17 protein-coding genes are annotated in these 20,822 nt (G+C 70.6%); all 17 read right to left on the bottom strand.

Annotated features, from left to right (window positions below):
* Positions 1-44: 44 nt before the first annotated feature.
* Positions 45-392, bottom strand: coding sequence for a CU044_2847 family protein (locus ACEYYH_RS18620; protein WP_374975785.1), 348 nt, complete (start codon positions 390-392; stop codon positions 45-47).
* 11 nt (positions 393-403) lie between these two features.
* Positions 404-2,158 (bottom strand): CHAT domain-containing protein, encoded by a 1,755-nt coding sequence (locus ACEYYH_RS18615; RefSeq protein WP_374975784.1) that lies wholly within the window; start codon positions 2,156-2,158, stop codon positions 404-406.
* A gap of 43 nt (positions 2,159-2,201) precedes the next feature.
* Entirely contained in the window at positions 2,202-3,215 is a 1,014-nt protein-coding gene (locus tag ACEYYH_RS18610) for a LacI family DNA-binding transcriptional regulator (protein ID WP_374975783.1), read from the bottom strand.
* A gap of 91 nt (positions 3,216-3,306) precedes the next feature.
* On the bottom strand, positions 3,307-4,341 hold the full coding sequence (locus tag ACEYYH_RS18605) for a LacI family DNA-binding transcriptional regulator (RefSeq protein WP_374975782.1): 1,035 nt from the start codon (positions 4,339-4,341) through the stop codon (positions 3,307-3,309).
* Between the two features lie 294 nt (positions 4,342-4,635).
* Complete coding sequence (locus ACEYYH_RS18600; RefSeq protein ID WP_374975781.1) at positions 4,636-5,514, bottom strand: sugar phosphate isomerase/epimerase family protein; 879 nt, start codon at positions 5,512-5,514, stop codon at positions 4,636-4,638.
* The gene (locus ACEYYH_RS18595) at positions 5,511-6,728 is read right to left on the bottom strand and encodes a dihydrodipicolinate synthase family protein (protein ID WP_374975780.1); all 1,218 of its coding nucleotides are present in this window, start codon (positions 6,726-6,728) and stop codon (positions 5,511-5,513) included. Before ACEYYH_RS18595 ends, ACEYYH_RS18600 begins: the two co-directional genes overlap by 4 nt.
* A gap of 11 nt (positions 6,729-6,739) precedes the next feature.
* Positions 6,740-7,942 carry a Gfo/Idh/MocA family protein gene (locus ACEYYH_RS18590; RefSeq protein ID WP_374975779.1) on the bottom strand — a complete coding sequence of 401 codons (1,203 nt, stop codon included), beginning with the start codon at positions 7,940-7,942 and terminating at the stop codon, positions 6,740-6,742.
* Between the two features lie 142 nt (positions 7,943-8,084).
* Positions 8,085-9,389 (bottom strand): glycoside hydrolase family 27 protein, encoded by a 1,305-nt coding sequence (locus ACEYYH_RS18585; RefSeq protein WP_374975778.1) that lies wholly within the window; start codon positions 9,387-9,389, stop codon positions 8,085-8,087.
* Positions 9,390-9,417: 28 nt separating this feature from the next.
* Positions 9,418-11,751: a beta-galactosidase gene (locus ACEYYH_RS18580; protein WP_374975777.1), complete on the bottom strand. Its 2,334-nt coding sequence runs from the start codon at positions 11,749-11,751 to the stop codon at positions 9,418-9,420.
* Positions 11,752-11,833: 82 nt separating this feature from the next.
* Entirely contained in the window at positions 11,834-13,114 is a 1,281-nt protein-coding gene (locus ACEYYH_RS18575; RefSeq protein ID WP_374975776.1) for an ABC transporter substrate-binding protein, read from the bottom strand.
* A gap of 32 nt (positions 13,115-13,146) precedes the next feature.
* Complete coding sequence (locus ACEYYH_RS18570; RefSeq protein WP_374975775.1) at positions 13,147-15,261, bottom strand: beta-galactosidase; 2,115 nt, start codon at positions 15,259-15,261, stop codon at positions 13,147-13,149.
* Between the two features lie 49 nt (positions 15,262-15,310).
* Positions 15,311-15,958, bottom strand: coding sequence for a DUF624 domain-containing protein (locus tag ACEYYH_RS18565; RefSeq protein ID WP_374975774.1), 648 nt, complete (start codon positions 15,956-15,958; stop codon positions 15,311-15,313).
* Between the two features lie 7 nt (positions 15,959-15,965).
* Positions 15,966-16,889: a carbohydrate ABC transporter permease gene (locus tag ACEYYH_RS18560; RefSeq protein ID WP_374975773.1), complete on the bottom strand. Its 924-nt coding sequence runs from the start codon at positions 16,887-16,889 to the stop codon at positions 15,966-15,968.
* On the bottom strand, positions 16,886-17,881 hold the full coding sequence (locus ACEYYH_RS18555) for a carbohydrate ABC transporter permease (protein WP_374975772.1): 996 nt from the start codon (positions 17,879-17,881) through the stop codon (positions 16,886-16,888). The genes ACEYYH_RS18560 and ACEYYH_RS18555 overlap by 4 nt, the downstream gene beginning before the upstream one ends.
* 75 nt (positions 17,882-17,956) lie before the next feature.
* The gene (locus ACEYYH_RS18550; protein WP_374975771.1) at positions 17,957-19,258 is read right to left on the bottom strand and encodes an ABC transporter substrate-binding protein; all 1,302 of its coding nucleotides are present in this window, start codon (positions 19,256-19,258) and stop codon (positions 17,957-17,959) included.
* A 325-nt stretch (positions 19,259-19,583) separates the two neighbouring features.
* Positions 19,584-20,456 carry an IS3 family transposase gene (locus ACEYYH_RS18545; protein WP_374975770.1) on the bottom strand — a complete coding sequence of 291 codons (873 nt, stop codon included), beginning with the start codon at positions 20,454-20,456 and terminating at the stop codon, positions 19,584-19,586.
* The gene (locus tag ACEYYH_RS18540; RefSeq protein WP_374978152.1) at positions 20,453-20,788 is read right to left on the bottom strand and encodes a transposase; all 336 of its coding nucleotides are present in this window, start codon (positions 20,786-20,788) and stop codon (positions 20,453-20,455) included. The genes ACEYYH_RS18545 and ACEYYH_RS18540 overlap by 4 nt, the downstream gene beginning before the upstream one ends.
* Positions 20,789-20,822 lie beyond the last annotated feature (34 nt).

Raw genomic sequence — 20,822 nt, 5'->3', positions numbered from 1 at the left:
GTGGAAAGCGCTCGCCGACAATCCGGATCGCGGAGAGACGGTGCTCAGCGCGCCCCGTCGCGCTGCCAGGTGATGGTGACTTTGAAGTTCGCCTGCACCGCCGTCGACGCGATCACGGCGCCGAGATCCGCGGACATCTCGATCCCGAACTCGACGGTGACCTCGCTCGGGGGGTGCGGACCCGAGCGGGCCGCATCGAGGACGGCGGTCGCCGCGGGCTGGACCCGCTGTACGACCGTCTCGAACGACTCGCTCGCCTGAGTGACCACCGCCTCCGAGACGCGACCGCGCAGGACCGGCCCAGGCGGGTCCTGTCCGCTGCCCGGCCCACCGGAGACGATCACCACCGATCCGCCGTCGCTCAACGGGAACTCCACCAGATTCGCGACCATGCGCACCCTCCCTACTGATTCAGCGTCACGAAAGCTCCGAACTCGCCGCTGTTGTTCGCGAGGTCCGTGTCATTGATGCCGAGCATCAGGCCGCCCTGGGCCGGGCACGGATACGTGGTCCCGGTGCCGACGGCGAAGATCTCCGGCGTCGTATCGAGCTTGCCGATGACCGACCCCGTGTTCGCATCGGGGAGGACGCGGGCCTCCGGGCGCTCCCCGGCGGGCAGGCCGTCCGGGCCGATCTGCGAGTCGGCGGTCTCGTCGAGCCAGCCGCGTCCGGTCACCTCGATGACGAACTCGTCGCCGAGGGTGCAGTACAGCCCGACGTCGACCCAGTCCATGTCGAGCGGGACGGCGAGCTCCGCCGTGCTCGGCTGATCGCCGGACCCGCCGGGGTCGCCACCGAACGGAATCAGAAGGAGTGCGGTGACGACGGCGCCGGCGGCGAGCACCGACGCCGCACCCGCGATCGCCCAGCGCCGCCACGCGGGCCGACGGGCCGTGCCTTCCCCGGCGGTCGCCGGCGTCGGTGGGGCCGGTGCCGCTGAGGCGGCCGATGCGCGTGCCGATGCGGGCTCCCTCTGCTCTGGAGTGTCGCCCCGGGGGCGACCTGTCGCGTCGGCGTGTGCGGGCGGGGGCGGCGGAGCGACGTGGTCCGTCGGCACCGGTCCGAGATCGAACAGATGGGCGTCGCCGCGGAGGTAGAGCACGGGAGTGACCCATTCGAGGGTCCCGCGACCCGCGCCGAGGATGCCGATCCGGCCGCTGCGCACGGCTTCGTCGATGCCGCGGTTGTGCGCGAGCGCGGTGTAGAACCCCCGCGAGAAGGCGAGCGCGGCGTCGTCGCTGATCGAGAACTGCATGGCGGCGACGGCGTGAATGCCGCTGCGCGCCAGTGCCGCAGCGGTGCCCGAGAACAGGTCGGTGGGTCCGCCGGTGCCGGACTGGCAGGAGTTGAGCACCACGAGGCGCGGTGTCGGCTCGGCTTCGTCCAGGAGGTCCGCGAGTGCGGAGGCCGTGACGTAGTCCGCCCGGCCGTCGCGACCCACGAACGCCAGCACGCCCTCGTCGGCCCTGGTGTCGTACGCACCGTGGCCGATGAAGTGCAGCACATGCCACGACCCTTCGAGGAGCTTCGCGTGCAGGCCGTCCCACGTGAGATCCTCGAGCCAGCTCAGCTCGACGCGCCCGTCGTCGATGTGCGGGCTGAGCGCCTGCTCGAGTCGGTCGCGTTCCAGCTCCACATCGAGCAGCGGAAGCCCGCGGGGTGACGAGATCATGCCGAGCACCCGGAGGGGCGGCGCGATCCGGAGGACGGGTGTGTGAGCTGCGGGCACGTGCCGGACGAGCGGCTCCTTGCGGCAGAGGTAGCGGTCGGTCTCGGCGTCGTAGAGCGCCTCCCACGGCAGCGCGGCCAGTCCGGGGGCGGTGAGGCGCAGGGAGACCTGCACGCTGAGCCCGCGCTCCGAGGCGACGGCGATGCTCGTGCGATAGGCGGTGCCCACGCTCCCCGCGAACGCCGCATCGAAGAGTCGCCGGCCGACGTCCTGCAGCACCGCCTCGGTGTCCGACATCACCCGCCGGGCGGACACCGCCGACGACAGCACACTCGCCTCGAGCAGGGGTCGCCGATCGACGAGCTCATCCAGGTCGAGGCGGAAGGTCTCGCGCGGTTCGCCGCCGCCCACCGATCGCAGCACGCGCGCGACATACGAGCCCGGCTCGGGTCCGGGCCCGATCTCCAGCTCCATGACGGCGGGGTCCATTTGCGCTCATTGTCCCGCCGCGAGCACCCCGGCAACAGTGGGCTCAGGCGGGCGCCGGGCCCGTTGTGCCGCGGAGCGTCAGCTCGGGAAGGACGGTCAGCGGATGCCTCGGCTCGGCGCCTTCGAGCAGCTCGCGCATGCGCGCCCACGCCTGCACGCCGAGCTCCGTCGCGGGCACGGCAGCGGTGGTCAGCGGGGGAGTCGTGTACCGCGCGAACGGGATGTCGTCGAACCCCACGATCGAGAGGTCGCCGGGGACGCGGCATCCGTTCGCCTGCACGGTGCTCAAGAGGCCCATGGCCACGAGGTCGTTGAACGCGAGGGCGGCCGTGGCGCCCGACGCGAGCACTGCTGCGCTCGCCGCGGCGCCCGCTTCGAAGTCGACGCCGCAGGGGATCTCGGCGACCTCGGTGTCGGGGTGCTCGGCGACGAAGGAAGCGATCGCCTCGAGGCGCGCGGTGTTCGCGACGCTGCCCGGCGCGCCGGCGAGGAAGACGATCCGCCGGTGCCCGAGCCCGTGGAGGTGAGCGAGTTCGGCGGCGAGGGCGGTCCGGTAGTCCGCGCGCACGTGCGGCACGCCGCCGGCGGCGCGGTTGATGAGCACGACGGGCCTCAGCCCGCCGACGAGGCGGTCGAGTTCGTCCTGCGGCAGGCGCGGTGCGCACAGGATGACGCCGTCGGTGCGTCGCCGCGTCGTGCCCGCGAGCACGCGCTCCTCCTCGACGGACTCCGCCGAGTCGGCGACGAGCACGTGGTAGTCGTCGGCTGCGGCCGCATGGCTGAGTCCTCGCAGGATCGCCTGGAACGTCGGGTTGCCGAGGTCGGGAACGACCACCGCGACGGTCTGCGTGCGCCCCAGCACGAGGCTGCGCGCGACGGGGCTCGCGGTGTAGTCGAGATCGGCGGCGGCCTCCTTCACGCGCTCCGCGAGTGCGGGGTCCACCGTGGGGTTGCCGTTCAGTGCGCGGGACACGGTCGACAGCGACACCCCCGCCCGGGCGGCGACGTCGGCGATGGTGACGCGCGTCGAGCGGTCGGCGCGGGGCGGTCGAGGCATCCGTGTGTCTCCCTGGGTCTCGGCGCGCTCAGCCTACCCGGAAGCGTTTCCTCACCGGGGCATATGCCCCCGCCGTCGGCGCCGCCGCGTGTCAGGCGCGCGGCGGCGTGCTGCCGCGCACGATCACTTCGAGCGGGAGCTGCGGCTCGGCCGCATCCCATTCCGGATCGGTGGCGGCGTGGAGGGCACGGTAGCCGAGATCCTCGAGGGGGACGCGCACGGTCGTCAGGCCGGGACGGATGTCGCGCCCCGTGGCGATGTCGTCGAAGCCGGCGACGGCGATGTCGGCGCCGACCTGACGCCCCGCGTCGCGCACGGCCGACATGATGCCGATCGCGACCACGTCGCTGATGCCGAAGATGAGCGTGCCCTCGGGCACCTCGCCCTCGAGCAGCTCCGCCGCGGACGCGTATCCGGCGTCGCGGGTGAAGCCCGCGCGGCGGACCTCGCGAACCGTTCCGCCCGCACCGGTGAAGCCCTCGGTGAACCCGTCGACGCGGTCGTCGGAGGTGCGGATGCCCTCGGATGCCGCGAGCACGATGGCATCGCGATAGCCGATGCCCGCGAGCTCGGCGCCGAGCGCCGCCGCGCCGCCGCGGTTGTCGACCGCGACCGAACGGGCAGATCCCCCGCCGGGACCGACGACGACGACGCGGCCGCCCATGTTCGAGAACGCCTCGAGCTCGCCCTGCAGGCCCACGGCGTCGGGCCCCTCGACGCGGGAGGCCGCCAGGATCAGGCCGCGTGGCCGTTGTCCGCGGAGGGCCCGCACCAGCTTGACCTCGCGCTGCGGATCGCGCTCTGTGATCGCGATCGTGACGACGAGACCGGCCTCATCGGCGCCGCGTGCGACGCCGGAGGCGAGCTGTCCGAAGTAGGGGTCGGCGATGTCGGCGACGAGGAGTGCGACGATGGCAGAGGTGCCTCGTGCGGTGGCCTGGGCGGAGAGATTGGCGGTGTAGCCGAGCTTCTCGGCTGCGGCCTCGACGCGCTCACGGTAGCTCTCGGCCACCTTTCGCGTCGAGCCGTTGAGCACCCGTGACGCGGTCGCGAGCGAGACCCCAGCCTCGCGCGCGACATCGTGAAGGGTGGCGGCGCCTCGGGTAGGCGCGATCATGTCGCTCACAGGCCAGAGTCTAGAGCCTGTGTCCGGTTCCGGCGATAGGTTGGGAAGCGATTTCCCCCCTCCTTTTCCCCAGTTGAGGACCTACATGCCTCGCACGGTCGGACCGCTGAGCAGCCTCGGCCGCCGCCACGCGACGACCACGGTCGAGTGAATCGGTTCACTTGCGCTGTATGTACGCGCCACCCGAGGTTTGGCGTACAAACAGCGCAAGTGAAGGGGCTCTCAGCCCCGCGAACGACGAAGCGCCCGCGGGGGCCAAGAAACCCGCGGGCGCTTCGAGACGGCGGCAGCCTGTCAGCCGGCGGCGCGAGCGCGCAGGTGCGGCGAGACGGATGCTGCGAATCCGGCGGCCGTGCGCTGCACGGCGACAAGCGGATCGGTTGCCCAGATCTCCTCGTTGAAGATCTCGACCTCGATGTCGCGGTCGTAGCCGGTCGCCTCGACGGCGTCGGTCAGCGAGGCGAAGTCGATGACACCGTCGCCGGGGTAGTGGCGGCTGAGCAGCACGTCGGCGGGGAGCGGCGTCTTCCAGTCGCACACCTGATACGTCGCGATGCGGCCCTCGCGGCCGGCGCGCTCTATCGAGGCCAGCACGTCGGGGTCCCACCAGATGTGGAACGTGTCGACAGTGGCGCCGACGACGGCAGGATCGAAGTCCGCGGCGATGTCGAGCGCCTGCCCGAGCGTCGAGACGACGCAGCGGTCGGACGCGTACATCGGATGCAGCGGCTCGATGGCCAGCGTGACGCCCGCGGCTGCGGCATCCGGTGCCAGCTCGCCGATGGCGTCGCGCACCCGCTCGCGCGCGCCCACCAGGTCGCGGGAGCCCTCGGGCAGCCCGCCGGCGACGAGCACGAGGATCGCGGTCGACCCCTCGGCGCCCGCGGCGGCGAGCGTCGCGGCCTCTTCGATCGCGACGCGGTTGTCGTCGATCGACGCGCGGCGCGCGGGGCCCTCGGGCATCGTGAAGAAGCCCGAGCGGCAGTGCGTCGTGAAACGCAGACCCGAGTCCGCGAGCATCGAGGCAGCGGTCGCGAGGCCCACCTCCTGCACCGGCTCGCGCCACAGGCCGATCGCCGGCACGCCCGCCTCGGCGGTCACGCGCAGTGCGGTCGCGAGGTCGGCGTACTTGATGGTGGCCTGGTTGATGGACAGACGCGGATCCACGCTCACGCGATCACCCCCGGGACGTCGATGCCGTTGTGGCGCAGCATCCCGTGCCAGCGGATGGCCGCGAGCTCGGGACGCTCGAAGGCGAGCGAGGAGTTCGCGAGCTCGACGATGCGCGACAGGTGCGGAAGGCTCCGCGCCGAGTGCAGGCCGCCGACCATCTGGAACGCCGGCTGGTGGCCGTTGAGCCACGACAGGAACGCGACACCGGTCTTGTAGTAGAACGTCGGCGCGGCGAAAACCTGGCGGCTGAGCTCCTCGGTCGGGCCGAGGATCTCGAGGTACCTCGCGGGGTCGCCGGCGTCGAGCGCCTGGATCGCCGCCGATGCGACCGGCGTGATCGCCGCGAAGGCGCCGAGCAGAGCGTCCGAGTGCTGGCGCGGCGACGACGGGTTGCGCTCGGGCTGGGTCGCCTCGGGCACGTCCTGACCGCCGATGAGCCCGACGTAGTTGAAGTCGTCGCCGGTGAACATGCGCACTCCCTCGGGAAGGCGCTCGCGCACCGACACCTCGGATGCCGCGTCGAGCAGGCTCATCTTGACGCCCGCGACCTTGTCGGCGTTCTCCTCGATGATCTCGAGCAGCACGTTCGAGGCGTCGAGCCAGCCCGGGGCTCCGAAGTAGCCCTCGAGCACCGGATCGAACGCCGTGCCGAGCCAGTGCAGCACGACCGGCACGGTCGCCGACTGCAGCACCTCGCGGTACACCCGGCGGTAGTCCTCGGCCGACTCCGCGACGCGGGCGAGGTGGCGCGACGCCATGAGCACGGGGCCGGCGCCCTGCTCCTCGCTGAAGTGGAGCTGCTCCCTGTAGGCGTCGACGACCAGCTGCAGGGAGATGCGCTCGGCCTCGACGTGGTCGGTGTTGACCCCGACCACGACCGAGCCGCCCTCCTCGCGGGCGACCTCCGCCGACCTCGCGACGAGGTCGCGCGTCGCGGCGGCGTCGAGGCCCATATTGCGCTGGGCGGTGTCCATGGCGTCGGCGACGCCCAGACCCCACGAGTACACGGCGCGGCGGAAGTCCAGCGTCGCGTCCCAGTCGACCTCGGCCGGCTGACCCGGGGTGTTGTCGGCCCAGGTCTTCGGGACGACGTGCGCGGCGGCATACGCCACGCGGCTCTGGAGCGGACCCTCGGGCTTGGTGTAGCCCGGGGACTCGTTCAGCTCGACGGCGGAGAGAGCTCCGGCGTCGGAGAGAAGGGTGAGCTTCGGCATCCGTCGTCCGATCAGTCCAGCGACAGCGTGGGCAGCTCGACCTTGCGGCCCTCGCGGCTCGACTGCAGGCCGGCCTCGGCCAGCAGCACGCCGCGCGCGCCCGACAGCAGGTCGAACACGTACTCGGTGCCCTCGACGTACGAGACGAGGAACTCCTCCCACTGCTGGCGGAAGCCGTTCTGGAAAACGTCGTTCGTGGGAACCTCGGCCCAGTCGGCGTCGTAGTCGTGGTCGTCGGCGAGGTCCGGGTTCCAGACCGGCTTCGGCGTGGCGTTGCGGTGCTGGATCTTCGCGCCGAAGAGGCCCACGACGGCCGAGCCGTGCGTGCCGTCGACGTGGAACTCGACGAGCTCGTCGCGGTTCACCCGCACCGTCCACGACGAGTTGATCTGCGCGACGATGTCGCCCTCGAGCTCGAAGATGCCGTACGCGGCGTCCTCGGCGGTGGCGGTGTAGTGCTCGCCCCTCTCGTCCCAGCGGTCGGCGATGTGCACGGCGGCCTGCGCGTAGACGGTCTTGACCTCGCCGAACAGGTTCTCGAGCACGTAGTTCCAGTGCGGGAACATGTCGACGATGATGCCGCCGCCGTCCTCGGAGCGGTAGTTCCACGACGGACGCTGCGCGGGCTGCCAGTCGCCCTCGAAGACCCAGTAGCCGAACTCGCCGCGCACCGACAGGATGCGGCCGAAGAAGCCCGAGTCGATGAGGCGCTTGAGCTTCTGGAGGCCCGGCAGGTAGAGCTTGTCGTGCACGACGCCGGTCTTGACGCCGGCCTCCTGCGCGAGCTTCGCGAGCTCGAGGGCCTCGTCGACCGTCTCGGCCGTGGGCTTCTCGGTGTAGATGGTCTTGCCGGCGGCGATCGCCTTGCGCAGCGCCGAGGCGCGCGCCTTGGTGACGAGGAAGTCGGCGTAGATCTCCCAGCGCGGGTCGGCGAGCGCCGCATCGAGGTCGGTCGTGTAGTCCTCGATGCCGTGAGTGGCGGCGAGCTCGGCGAGCTTGGCCTCGCTGCGGCCGACGAGGAGCGGCTTCACGGTGACCTTGGTGCCGTCGGGCAGCTCGATGCCGCCCTGCTCGCGGATCGCGAGGATCGAGCGCACAAGGTGCTGGCGGTAGCCCATGCGGCCCGAGACGCCGTTCATGATGATGCCGATCTCACGCACGGTCGGGCGGACGGATGCCTCGGCAGAGGCCGGGGCGAGGGTCGTGTCAGTCATGGGGTCCTGCTTTCTGCTCTGAAGGCTGTGGGTACCCGGGCTCCGGCTCGGGACCGGAGAGTGGGTAAACGCTTTCCAATAGTGTGACACGGGTTCTGATGCGGCGCAAGCGCTTTCCCAGCAGCATCCGACCACCGTTCCGTCAGGCGCGCAAGAGCACGCACCCGTGCGGCTCCAGCGATACCCGCACGACCGAACTGCCGGGGGCGACGCCGCGCGCGGCATCCGACTGCTCGTGCACGGCTTCGACCGGAACGGATGCTGCGCCCCAGACATCGACGACGGAGGACGGAGTGGACCCCAACCCGAGGGAGCGGGTGTCGAACGGCACCTCGCGCGCCTCGTGGGCGGTGTTGAAGACGGCGACCCAGCGGGTGTCGCCGCGTTCAGCGGCCCAGACCACGAGGTCCCGCTCGCGCAGGAGTTCGCGATTGCCGGTGGAGTCGCGCAGGACCTCGAGCACGCCGTCGTTCTGGAACAGCGCGATCGTCTCGGGCGCGCTCGTCGGCAGGTCGCCGCCGATCATGAGCGGCGAGCGGCCCATGACCCAGAGCGTCACGAGCGATCGGCGCTCCGCGAGCGTGAGCGCCCCCTCGCGGGGCTCGCCCCGTTCGGCGCGGATGCCGATGCGGCCGAGCGGCAGCATGTCGGCGTCAGGCCAGCCCTCGGGCCCGGCGAGCGGCGCCCACCGGGCGAGGCGGGCGAAGTTCGCCTCCAGGTCGTCCCACCGGTCCCAGAGGTCGTCGCAGATGCGCCACATGGTGGCGTGCGCGCGGAGGTGATGGAGGTGCGCGGCCGACAGGTCGCGGCCCGGCGACAGTGACAGCGCGATCTCGCGCGGCGCGGCCTCGATCGCCGTCGAGAGGGCCTCGATCTCGGCAGCCTGGTACGGCCACAGCATGTCGTCCGCCTTGATGAAGTCGACGCCCCATTGCGCGTACTGGTCGGCGATCGAGTGGTAGTAGGCCGCCGCGCCCGGCGTGCGGTGGTCGAGCCCGACGTAGTGCGGGTTCCACTCGCAGGAGTTCGACGGATCCGCGATGCCCGAGGCGGTCGCCTCGGCGCCGAGAACCGGCAGGTCGCGGTGGACCGCGATCCGCGGGACGCCGCGCATGATGTGGATGCCGAACTTCAGGCCCAGCTCGTGGATCCGCTCGGCGAGCGGCCCGAAGCCGGCGCCACCGGCCGCCGAGGGGAAGCGCACCGGATCCGGCTGCACGCGCCCGAACCCGTCGATCACCAGTGGGGCGGACTCGTTGTAGCCGTGCGACCGGGCGGTGGGGTCGGCCCAGTCGATGTCGACGACGATCGTGTCCCAGCCATGCGGGAGCAGATGCTCGGCCATGAACTCGGCGTTGGCGAGCACCTCGGCCTCGGTCACCGTCGTCCCGTAGCAGTCCCAGCTGTTCCACCCCATGGGCGGGGTGGCGGTCTTGCGCAGCGTCATCGCCGTCTCGTCTTCCTGTCGTCGCGTATCAGCGGATCTCGTGCCAGAGGGCGCGCTGGTCGATGCGGGCGTCGTCGAGCGCGCAGAGCCCGTCGCCGGACGCGGCGAGGCGGGCCGCGGCGTCGACCGGCAGGTGCACGCCCGTGTCGCGCCGCAGCGGAAGGATGTGCAGCTCGACGCGGGCGTCCTGCCCGGCGCCGACGTCGCGGACGTTCGCGACGAGCTCGGACCCGTCCCAGAACCGGTCGGTGGCGGTGATGCCGTCGACCCGCAGCTGCGCGACGTCGCCCGCCCACCGCACGCGCAGCACCGCGTCGGCATCGAGGCCGGAAGGGATGTCGAGGCGGTACACCGCCGCGTGGGCGTCGAGCACGGCGTCATCGGGCGCCGCCTGCCGGCCGTCGCGAGAACCGTAGTCGCCGGACGGCAGCGTCCCCTCGCGGATGAGATGGACCGATACGGATGCTGCGACCGCGGCGCCGCCGGCATGCTCCCAGTCCGGCGCGCGCCAGGCCCCGTCGACGTACTCGCGCACGTCGGGCGCGTCACCGCTCGCGCGCACCGACACTCGGCCCGCGGCATCCCACGTGAGCTCGTCGGATCCGACGAAGAGCCGTCGCCCGCCCGCGGCGGCGTCGACGACCCACACGCGGGGGGCGTCCGCGGCGGGGAGCACGAGCACGTCGAGGGTCGCGCCGTCCGCCTCCTCGATCCGCACCGGTGCCGCGCCCGGCGTGACAGCATGCGCGAAGCCGTCGTGCGCCACCTCGACGGGGATGCCGGCGTCCTCGATCAGCACGAGCGCCGGCGGAGTGCTCGCCGACCCGGGCAGCACCGTGACGGCCGACGCCGTGGCCCAGTCGATCGTGACGCCGGCGACCTGCAGCCCGAGCGGCCAGCGGGCCAGAGTCCCGGGCGGGATGTCGACCGGTGCGCTCGGCAGCTCGACCGGGCCGTGGCTGGTGTCGATGCGCAGGCGCGCGCCGCGATACGTCGGCAGCGGCACGTGAGGCTGATGCCATCCGATGAAGACGAACCCTGCGCCGTCGTCGGCGCGCACCGCCCAGCGGAGGGTGTGGGCGTCCTCGACGCCTGACGGGCGGACGTCGGGCAGGTGCGACGGCAGCGGCGCGAGCCGATCACCGAACGCCTCGACGAACGCGTGCTGCAGGCGCAGCGCCGCGTGGCTCGGCGCCGTACGGCCGGACTCGCCGATGGGCGCGTGGAAGTCGTAGCTCAGCCGCGTCATGTCGTTGGGGTAGCCGGTGGACTGCGTCTCCTCGAGGCCCGGTCCGGGGTTCGTGCCCCCGGTGTACATGTAGTACCCCTGCCATGCCGAGCCGCTGCCGAGCTTCGCGTGCGCGACGGCCGCGATGTCGAGCGCGTCCGGTCGCGGGCGGCGGTGGTAGGCCGTGGCCATACCGCCGCCCAGCTCGCAGGTCGCCGCGGGGAACCACGGCGACAGCTCCGAGGCACGCGCGGCATCCTCGCCCCGCACATCCGCGCCGATGCCGGGGTCGTCCCATGTGTCGGAGAAGAAGTAGTGCGCGCGGAAGGTCGGTTCCCAGGGCTCGCCCGGGTCGACCCAGAAGCCGTCGCCGTATCCGCCCCAGAGCGGCAGCACCTCGGGGTCGGGCAGTTCCGCGCCGCCCCACGCCGTCGCGGTCCACAGCGGTGCGGACAACCCTGCCTCGCGCGCGAGGCGCTTCAGCGTGACGAGGTGCCTGGGCTGGTCGTACAGCTCGTTGTCGAGCTGGATCCCCAGCACCCTCTCGGGCGTGCTGCGGCCGTCGAGCGCGGCCGCGAGCCTGTCGAACCACTCCCGGACGAGCTCGAGGTAGGCGGGGTCGTCGGTGCGGTGCTGCACCCGCGCCTGCTGCACCCAGTCGGGGAACCCGCCGTTGCGCATCTCGCCGTGCGCCCACGGCCCGATCCGCAGGATGATCTCGAGGCCCTCGGCGCGCACGGCGTCGACGAACGCGGCCACGTCGTAGCGCCCGTCGAAGCGGGTCTCGCGGCGCACCGGCTCATGGTGCAGCCAGAACACATAGGTGGACACCACCGAGACGCCGCCCGCACGCATCAGCCGCAGTCGCTCGGTCCAACGCTCGCGCGGCACGCGCGTGTAGTGCAGCTCGCCCGACACCGGCAGCCACGGCCGCCCGTCACGCAGCAGGGCGCGACTCGTCAGCGCGAGCCCCGGCCGCGCGTCCTCGCGGTTCGCCATCGTCGGGCGCAGCTCCGCGCGGGAATGGCCGGTGGCGTCGGCGCGCAGCATCCGTGTGTCCGTCCGAGGAGTCGGCGAAGCGCTCACGCGATTCGTACCGCCGTGCGTGTCGAGTCGTGCGGTCGCGTCGGTCACGGGGCGGTCCTCTCGAGTGAGGGGAACGGATGCTGCGGCACGGGGCCGTGCCGCAGCATCCGCTCGCGCGGATCTGGGCGGATCAGCCGAGGATGGCATCCGCCTCGGCGAAGAACTGGGTCACGGCGTCGTCGACCGAGAGCGCGCCGAGGCCGATCGACTTGCCGAGGTCCCAGAAGGTCTGTTCGAGCGAGCCGTAGCCGACCACGGGGACCGGCGGGGCGTCGCCGATGCGCTCGGACGCCGACTCGATGTAGTCGGCGACCTGCTTGTCGGCACCCTCGAGCGTCGTGCCCTCGAGCTTCGACGAGGACGCGGGGAAGCCGAGCGTGGTGCCGAAGATCTCGCCCGCCTCCGGGCTGTTGACGACGAAGTCGAGGAAGAGCGCCGCTGCCTCGGGGTGCTCCGTGTTCGCGGCGATCGCGACTTGGAGGCCCGCCTGGCGGTAGAGGTCCTTCGAGCCTTCCTTCGCGGTGGGCGGCGCGACGAGCGAGATCGACGAGGCGCCCGAGTCGGCGAGGTAGCCGCCCAGGAAGTTGCTCCAGCTCATCTCACTCGCGGTGAGGGCGGCGCCGAAGCCGGACTTGGGCGAGATCTCCTCGAGCTTCTGCTGCGGCACGGTGACCCCGTCGCGGATCTCGGCGCCTGACTCCCAGAACTCGCGCAGGTCGTCCTCGGTGAACCCGAGCTCGCCGTCCTCGGTGTAGAGGTTGTCCCCGTTCGCCCGCAGCTGCAGCTCGAAGACCTGGATGCGCTGCGTGTAGTCGGTGCCGCCGTAGACGGCGCCGCCGGTCGCGTCGGTGACCGAGGCCATCCACTCGTCGAAGTCGGCGAAGCTCGTGCCGCCCTCCGGCGCCTCGACGCCGGCCTGCTTGACGAGGTCGTCGTTGACGAAGTTCGCCCACAGGCTGTAGCCGGTCGGCAGTGAGTACTGCACGCCGTCCAGGGCCCCCGTGCCGAGCAGCGACTCCTCGAAGGTCGTGGTGTCGATGTAGTCCGACACATCGGCGAGATCGAGCAGGTTGCCCGACTCCGCGTACTGGCGGAGGTAGCTGTCGGAGAACTGGAACACGTCCGGGAGGCCGCCGCCGGCTGCCTCGGTCTGGCGCTTCTCCCAGAAGCTCGGGAAGTCGGTGAACGACGTGTTGATCGTGATGTTCGGGTACTCCTCGTTGAACGCCGCGATCAGGTCGTTGTAGCGGGTCGCGCGGTCGTCATTGCCCCAGAAGGCGAAGTCGAGGGTGACCTTCTCGTCCGGGTCGAACGCGGCGGCGTCGCCCTGGGCGCCGGAGCATCCGGAGAGGACGAGCGCGGCGCCGGCGGTCAGTGCGGCGGCCGCGAGCAGGGTGCGAAGTGCAGGCATGGATGGGCTCCAGTCGTCGGTGGTGGTGAAGGTCAGGAGTGAGTGGCGCTGGCGGTGGCCCGGGCGCGGGGGGTGGCGGGGTCTGAGGTGGCGGCCGGCGCCGACACGAACGCGACGCCCTGCGGATCGAGCACCACGCGCTCGACGGCGACACCGGTCTCGGCATCCGTTCCGTCGAGCGCGATCTCGACCCGCGCGTCGCCGTGGTTGATGAGGGTGACGAGGTCGCCCCGGCGCGCGGCCTCGACACCCGCAGGCAGATCCGCCACGACCGGACGGACACCGGATGCTGCGACCACCGCCGCGACGACGGCGTCGAGCGCGTCGGCACTCGGTCCGCCGGCCGAAGCGCCGTTGCTCACAGGCTGGGTCGCGGTGTACCAGGCCTCGCCCGAGCCGAAGCGGTGGCGCGTGAGTGCCGGAGCACCGGCCTGCGGGCCCGACGAGAACGCGGCGACCACGGTCGCGCCGGCGGCGTGGACCGTCTCGGCGACGAGGCGTCCGGACTGCTCGACCCCGTCGAGCTCGAACGTCACGGTCCCGCGGCTCGCGGCGTCGCGCGCGGCCTGGACGGCGTCGGCGCTCAACGCACCGACGCCCGAACCCCCGGAGGACAGGCCGGCGAGGACGCCGAAGTCCTCGAACCGCAGACCCAGCAGCGGTCCGAGCTGCGTCAGGAAGCCACCGGCGCGGAACTGGTCGTGCGCGTCGACGATGTCGGTGAACGGGCCGGTGAGAAGCGTCCCGCCGTCGTCGACGAAGCGGGCCAGCGCGGAGGCGCCCTCGTCGCGCAGCAGGTAGAGGGCCGGGGCGACGACGAGGTCGTACGCGTGGTCGACCTCCTCGGGGCCGACGATGTCGACCTGGATGCCGCGCGCATGGAAGGCGCCGTACCACTCGAGCACGAGCGCGAGATAGTCGACCTCGGTGGGGTGGTCGCGCTCCTCGACGGCCCACCAGTTCTCCCAGTCGAACACCAGGGCGACCTGCGCGTCGCGCCCGGGCGTCGGGAGCTCCGGCAGCGCGGCGAGGCGCGCCCCGAGTTCGGTCACCGCGTCCCACGTGCGGGTCTCGGTGCCGGCGTGGGGGAGCATCGCCGAGTGGAACTTCTCGCTGCCGGCGCGGGACTGCCGCCACTGGAAGAACATGATGCCGTCCGCGCCGCGCGCGATCGACTGCGCCGTCTCGGCGACCAGGGCGCCCGGACGCTTGCCGGGATTCGCGGGACGCCAGTTGACGGCATCCGTCGCCTGCTCCCACAGCAGCCAGGGCGCGCCGGGCTTCAGCGAGCGCGCGAGATCGCGCTGGAACGCGGCGTCGCGCACGCGGTTCGGGTTCGCAGGATCGGGGTAGCAGTCGTCGGCGATGACGTCCATGAACGGCGCCCATTTACGGTAGTCCGCCGGCTTGAACGGACCCATGAAGTTCGTGGTGATCGGCTGCGTGGCACCCGCCTCGAGCAGGATCTCGCGCTCCATCAGGTAGCACTCGAGCAGCATGTCGCTCGTGAACCGGCGCCAGTCGAGCATCGACGACGGGTTGTGGCTGTAGGGGGCGAGGCGCGGCGGGAAGATCTCGTCGAACGAACCGTAGCGCTGCGACCAGAAGCTCGTGCCCCAGGCCTGGTTGAGCGCCTCGACGGTGGCGTAGCGGTTCTCGAGCCATCCGCGGTACGCGTCGCGCGCAGCATCCGAGAAGTCCATCCAGAGGTGGCAGCCGAACTCGTTGCCGACGTGCCACATCACGACGGCGGGGTGGTGCACGTAGCGCTCGGCGAGTCGGCGCACCAGCTCGCCCGCGAGGCGCCGGTAGATCGGCGACGAGGGCGCGAAGTGCTGGCGGCTGCCCGGCCAGTACGAGGCGCCCGACTCGTTCGCCGGCAGCGTCTCGGGGTACGTCTTGCTCACCCATGGCGGGGGAGAGGCGGTCGCCGTCGCGAGGTTCACGGCGATGCCGCCGGCGTGCAGCTTGTCGATGACGGCGTCGAGCCACGCGAAATCCCATGCGTCCTCGGTGGGCTGGATGCGCGACCACGCGAAGATGCCGAGGCTGACGATGTTGACGCCGGCCTCCTGCATGAGGCGCACATCGTCGTCCCACACGTCCTCGGGCCACTGGTCGGGGTTGTAGTCGGCGCCGTACAGCACGTCGATCAGCTCCTTCTGGCTGGTCTTGTCTTCGAGAGAGGTGTGCGGGTCAGCGCCGGCCGCGGCGCGCCGGGAGGGCGACGACGGCGAACGCGGCGCAGCCGAGTCCCGCGATGATGAGCGGCGCGAGCATCCAGGTCATGACGCCGACCAGCACCGCGGCGGCCACGAGATACACGGCGGCGATCGGGTCGGAGGCGAGGGAGGACGGGATGCTGCGCACCGCTGCGCGCCAGCCGCGCTCGGGCGTCCACGCACCCGCCGCGACGAGCAGCGCCACGGAGCCGGCGACGAGGCCCGCCCACCCGACGATCGAGATGAGGCCGCCGCCGGGCAGGGCGCCCGAGTTCGCGAGGGAGATGTCGAGCGTGAGCACGAAGGTGAGGACGACGGCGGCGACACCGACGACCAGGCCGCCGGGGAGTGCCCGGCGCCAGTCCTGCCAGAACGTCTTCACGTGGGACTGCTCCGCGTTCACGTAGCGACGCAGATGACGGATGCCGGCGGCCAGTGCCGCGGGCAGCGTCACGACGAGCAGGCCCGCCGCGGCGACGAGCAGCCCGGTCAGCAGCACCTCGCCGAACAGGGCGAACGCTCCCTTGGCGCCCGGGTAGCGGGCCGGGGCCCGCTCCTCGAGGGTGGGCCCTGCTCCGGACGCGTCGGCGCGACGCGCGGCACGGAGTTCTCGGCGGTCCATGGTGGTCCTATCCCTTGAGCCCCTGCGTGGCGACGCCGTCGACGAGGAAGCGCTGGAACACCAGGAAGAACAGGAGCACGGGGAGGAGGGCGATGAAGGAGGCGGTGACGGTGGCGCCGTAGTCGCTCACACTGGTCTGGTCGTTGTAGAGACGCAGCGCGATGGGCAGCGGGTAGTTCTCGGGGCTGGTGAGGTAGAGCAGGGGTCCGAGGAAGTCGTTCCAGGCCCAGATGAACGCGAAGATCGAGCAGGTGATCAGGGCGGGCTTGATCAGCGGCAGGATGATCGACCAGAAGATGCGGACGTGTCCGGCGCCGTCGATGCGGGCGGCCTCGTCCATGTCGCGCGGCATCTGGCGGATGAACTGCACCAGCAGGAACACGAAGAACGCCTCGGTGGCGAGGAACTTCGGCAGCAGCAGCGGCCAGAACGTGTCGATCATGTCGAGGCGCTGGAAGATGATGTACTGCGGGATGATCACGACGTGGAACGGCAGCAGCAGCGTGCCGATCATCGCGGCGAAGAGGATGCCGAGGCCCTTGAACTGGATGCGGGCGAAGGCGTAGGCGGCCAGCGACGACGACAGCAGCACGCCGATCACGGAGCCGACGGCGATGATGAAGCTGTTCAGGAAGAACCGCCACATCGGGACGCCGGCGATGCCCTCCATCACCTTCGCGTAGTTGTCCAGCGTGGGGTTGTTCGGCAGCAGACCCATGTTCGAGCCGAACTCGCTGTTGGGCTTGAAGGTGGAGAACAGCAGCCACACCAGCGGGTAGAGCACGACCGCCGTGATGACGATCAGCACGACGAACCAGATGAGGGTCTGCCAGGTGGAGCGCTTCACCTTGCGGCGCGGCTGCTGCGGGGTGGCGTCGAGCTGGTTCTCGAGGGTGGCGATGGCAGGTTCGCCGAAGCTGGTGGTGCTCATCGGTTGTCTCCGGCGTAGTGGACCCAGGAGCGCTGGGTGCGGAAGAGGATGAAGGCGATGATCGCGACGACGATCAGCAGGACCCACGCGATGGCGGCGGCGTAGCCCATCTGGCCGTCACTGAAGCCGCGCTTATAGAGGTACAGCGTGATGAAGTTCGTCATCCCGGCGGGGCCGCCGGTGCCGTTGGAGATGATGTACGCGGACGCGAACACCTGGAAGGCGCCGATCAGGCCGAGCAGCAGGTTGAAGAAGATCACCGGCGAGAGCATCGGCAGGGTGACGGCGCGGAACCGGTGCCAGGGTCCGGCGCCGTCCATCTCGGCCGCCTCGTAGAGCTCCTTGGGGATCTGCTTGAGGCCGGCGAGGAAGATCACCATCGTGGCGCCGAACATCCAGATCGCGAGGAGGATCATCGCGGGCAGCACCAGTGCGGGGTTGCCGATCCAGCCGCCCAGGTCGATGCCGATCGCGGAGAGCGCGTTGTCGACGGGGCCGTCACTGGCGAACATGGCCCGCCACACGATCGCGACGCTGACGGAGCCGCCGATGAGGGACGGGGCGTAGAACGCGGAGCGGAAGAACCCGGCACCTTTGTCGCGGTAGTTCAGCAGCATCGCCACGCCGAGCGCGGCGGCCAGCGTGATCGGGGTGCCGACCAGGACGTAGATCAGGGTGATCTGTGCGGACTGCACGAACGCGGGGTCGTTCGTGAACATCCGGATGTAGTTGTCGAAGCCGATCCACTTCGGCGGCGCGAAGATGTTGTATCGCGTGAACGACAGGTACAGCGAGTACGCCATCGGGATCAGGGTGAGCCCGAAGAACCCGATCAGCCACGGGACGAGGAACCCGTACCCGGCCAGCGTCTCCTTGACGACACGCTGGCGCTGACCCGGCCGATTCACGTGCTCAGGGCTGCTCCGGCGGAACAGGGACCGGCGTGAGGACTTCTCACCGGTCACGATGACTCTGGTCGCTGTGGTGCTCACGAGACTCTCCGATACGGGTTGTGGAGGAGTGGTTTTCCGGGCCCGGGCGCATCGTACGCCCGGACCCGGAAGCTTTCACTGGTTGAGGACGACGTCCATCTCGGAGAAGAACTGCGAGACCGCTTCTTCCACCGTGACGGTGCCGAAGTTGAGCTCGGTGCCGAGCTGGCGGAACTTCTCCTCCAGGGTGCCGTAGCCGACGATCGGCACGGGCGGGGCGTCGCCGAGGCGGTCGGCGATCGACGCCTCGTACTCCTTGACCTGCTCGCTCAGCGGGTCGAGCTCGGCCGCCTCGAGGGCGGTCTCCGACGCGGGCAGGCCGCGGTTGGTGCCGAAGATCTCACCCGACTGCGGCGAGTTCACGAGGAAGTTGACGAGGGTGGCCGCAGCCTCGGGGTGCTCGGTGTTGGCCGAGATCGTGTGCAGCATCGACGGCTTGAGGTACAGGTCCTTCGCGCCCTCCTCCGTCACCGGCGGAGCGATGAGGCCGAGCTCGGTGTAGCCCTCGCCGAGACCGGCGAGGTAGCCGGCGCCGAAGTTGTCCCACGTGAGCTCGCTCGCGGTGAGCGCGCTGTCGAAGGCGCCCTTCGGGGCGACCTCCTCGACACGCTGCTGCGGGATGCCGATGCCGTCGCGGATGTCCTGGCCGGACTCCCAGAACTCGGTGAGGCGCTCCTCGTCGAAGCCGGGCTCGCCGTCCTCGCTGAACAGGTACGAGCCCTCCGAGCGCAGCTGCAGCTCGAAGTTCTGGATGCGGCCGGTGTAGTCGCCGCCACCCCAGAACGCGCCGCCGGCGCCGTCGGTGACCTCACCCATCCACTCGGCGTAGTCCTCCCAGCTGCCTCCGGCGAACTCCTCCACGCCGGCCTGCTCGAGCAGAACCGGGTTGGTGAACAGGCCCCACGCGTTGGTCGAGGTCGGAATGCCGGTGGTCTCGTCGCCGACGACGCCGATGCTGAGGATGTTCTCGGGCAGCGGGTCGGTCTCGATGATGTTGCCGAGGTACGGGTCGAGGGGAAGCAGAAGGCCGTTCTCGGAGTACTGCCGCAGGTACGAGTAGTCGAACTGCATGACGTCGGGAAGGTTGCCGCCGGCAGCCTCGGTCTGGCGCTTCTCCCAGAACTCCGGGAACGCGAGGAACGTCGCGTTCACCGTGATGTTCGGGTACTCCTCGTTGAACGCCGCGATGGCCTCGTTGTAGAGCTCGGCGCGCACATCGTTGCCCCAGAACGCGAGGTCGAGCGTGACCTCTTCGTTCGGGTCGAACGTGGGCGCGGCGTCCGGGGTCTCGTCGCTGCCGCCGGCGCAGCCGGCGAGCACCAGGGCGGCGCCGGCCGCGAACGCGGCTGCGGCGAATGCCCGCTTCTTGCTGAACATCCTTGTCCTCCTTGTGAACGTCTGCGTTCTCTCGTCCGCGCGAGACGTTCCTCGTCTGTATGTGCGGTGTCGGGCGCTCGTGGTGCTGATCTTGCGATGCTGGAAAGCGCTTGCCCGCTACCGTACTCGCTCAAAAAACGTTTCGCAAGACATCGTCCCGAGAAATTAGAACGATTCAGTAACGAGCGGCGGCTGCGACTGTGCGCGGTCCCAGTCAGCTACGGGGCCGGCCCCCCCGCTTCCCACAGGTCAACCGGCCTTCTGCAGGAGAGATTCGCTCTAGGGCGCTCCGCGTGTCGTGGAGTCGGTCCCTGCTCCTTTCGTTTCAGGCTGCGATTGCAGCGGGTCGGGTTGTGAGTCGGGTCATGGTCTCGGCGGGGGTGGCGTAGCCGAGGGTCTGGTGCCGGCGTGTGGTGTTGAAGTGTTCGATGTAGTCCGCGATCTCTCGGGTCGCGTGGCGGCGGGTGGTCAGCTGCAGCCAGCGGAGTCGTTCGTTCTTGATCTTCGAGAAGAACGATTCCGCGACCGCGTTGTCCCAGCATTCGAAGTTCTCACCCATCGAGCGGCGGATGCCGTGACGGGTGCAGAAGCGGGCGAACCGTTTGGAGCGGTACTGGGTGCCGTGGTCGGAGTGGAAGATCGCACCGGGCTGGACGTGACCGGTCGCCTGGGCACGTTTCATGGCGGCGACGACCAGCTCCGCGGTCTGTCGTTTCCCGGTTGCCCAGCCGATCACCATGCGGGTGGCCAGGTCGATGACGGTCGCCAGATACAACCAGCCCTCCGCGGTGGCGACGTATGTGATGTCGCCCACCAGCACCGTCCCGGGCCGGATCGTGTCGTTGAAGCGGCGCTGCACCAGGTCGGCGGGGTCCGGTGTGCGTCGGGCACGCGCGGCCGCCTTCCGATACGCGGCCCGGGCCGCGGGAGCCATCACGCCCAGATCCCGCATCACCGCGAGCACGGTCTTGTCGTTGACGCTGTAGCCGTCGGCGCGCAGTGTCGCGGCGATCTTGCGGTGCCCATCCGCGCGGCCGGACTGCACGAACGCACCCAGCACTCGCGAGGTCGTCTGCCACCGCCGCGATTCCCGCGCCGACAGCGGCCGGCTCTGACGGGCGTGATATCCGGACTCGGACACACCGAGCTTGCCGCACAGGTACTTGATCCCGAAGTCTGCCTTCAACCCATCGATCACTTCGAATTTCTCCGACGCAGTGAGATCGCCTGGGTGAAGGCCCGCGCTTTTTTCTCGAACTCGAGATCCTTCTCCAACTGCGCGACCTGGTTCTCCAGCGCCCGGATCCGCCGCTTCGCGGCATCCGTCATCGAGCCCTCCGGATCGATGTCCGCGTTGCGCGCCTGCACGACCCACTGGTTCAACGTCTTGTCATTGATGCCCAACTCCGCGGCGATCTCCAAGATCGTGCGCCCCTTCGACGACCGAACGATCCGCACCGCCTCGGCCCGCTCGGCCGGCGTGTACTGATGGCGCCCACCAGCCCGGGGATCCTTACTCCCTGAGTTCATCTCCTCCACAGGACCAGACTCCACCATCGCTGGG

This window comes from Microbacterium trichothecenolyticum (genome assembly GCF_041938625.1).
GTDB lineage: Bacteria > Actinomycetota > Actinomycetes > Actinomycetales > Microbacteriaceae > Microbacterium > Microbacterium trichothecenolyticum_D.
The sequence above is the reverse complement of the archived record's forward strand: the minus strand, read 5'-3'. Positions and strand labels throughout refer to the sequence as shown.

Coding starts and splice junctions, on each gene's coding strand:
- ACEYYH_RS18590 (WP_374975779.1), bottom strand. CDS start 7,942: ATGACTGACACGACCCTCGCCCCGGCCTCTGCCGAGGCATCCGTCCGC.
- ACEYYH_RS18575 (WP_374975776.1), bottom strand. CDS start 13,114: ATGCCTGCACTTCGCACCCTGCTCGCGGCCGCCGCACTGACCGCCGGC.
- ACEYYH_RS18565 (WP_374975774.1), bottom strand. CDS start 15,958: ATGGACCGCCGAGAACTCCGTGCCGCGCGTCGCGCCGACGCGTCCGGA.
- ACEYYH_RS18550 (WP_374975771.1), bottom strand. CDS start 19,258: ATGTTCAGCAAGAAGCGGGCATTCGCCGCAGCCGCGTTCGCGGCCGGC.
- ACEYYH_RS18595 (WP_374975780.1), bottom strand. CDS start 6,728: ATGCCGAAGCTCACCCTTCTCTCCGACGCCGGAGCTCTCTCCGCCGTC.
- ACEYYH_RS18615 (WP_374975784.1), bottom strand. CDS start 2,158: ATGGACCCCGCCGTCATGGAGCTGGAGATCGGGCCCGGACCCGAGCCG.
- ACEYYH_RS18585 (WP_374975778.1), bottom strand. CDS start 9,389: ATGACGCTGCGCAAGACCGCCACCCCGCCCATGGGGTGGAACAGCTGG.
- ACEYYH_RS18560 (WP_374975773.1), bottom strand. CDS start 16,889: ATGAGCACCACCAGCTTCGGCGAACCTGCCATCGCCACCCTCGAGAAC.
- ACEYYH_RS18620 (WP_374975785.1), bottom strand. CDS start 392: ATGGTCGCGAATCTGGTGGAGTTCCCGTTGAGCGACGGCGGATCGGTG.
- ACEYYH_RS18540 (WP_374978152.1), bottom strand. CDS start 20,788: ATGAACTCAGGGAGTAAGGATCCCCGGGCTGGTGGGCGCCATCAGTAC.
- ACEYYH_RS18610 (WP_374975783.1), bottom strand. CDS start 3,215: ATGCCTCGACCGCCCCGCGCCGACCGCTCGACGCGCGTCACCATCGCC.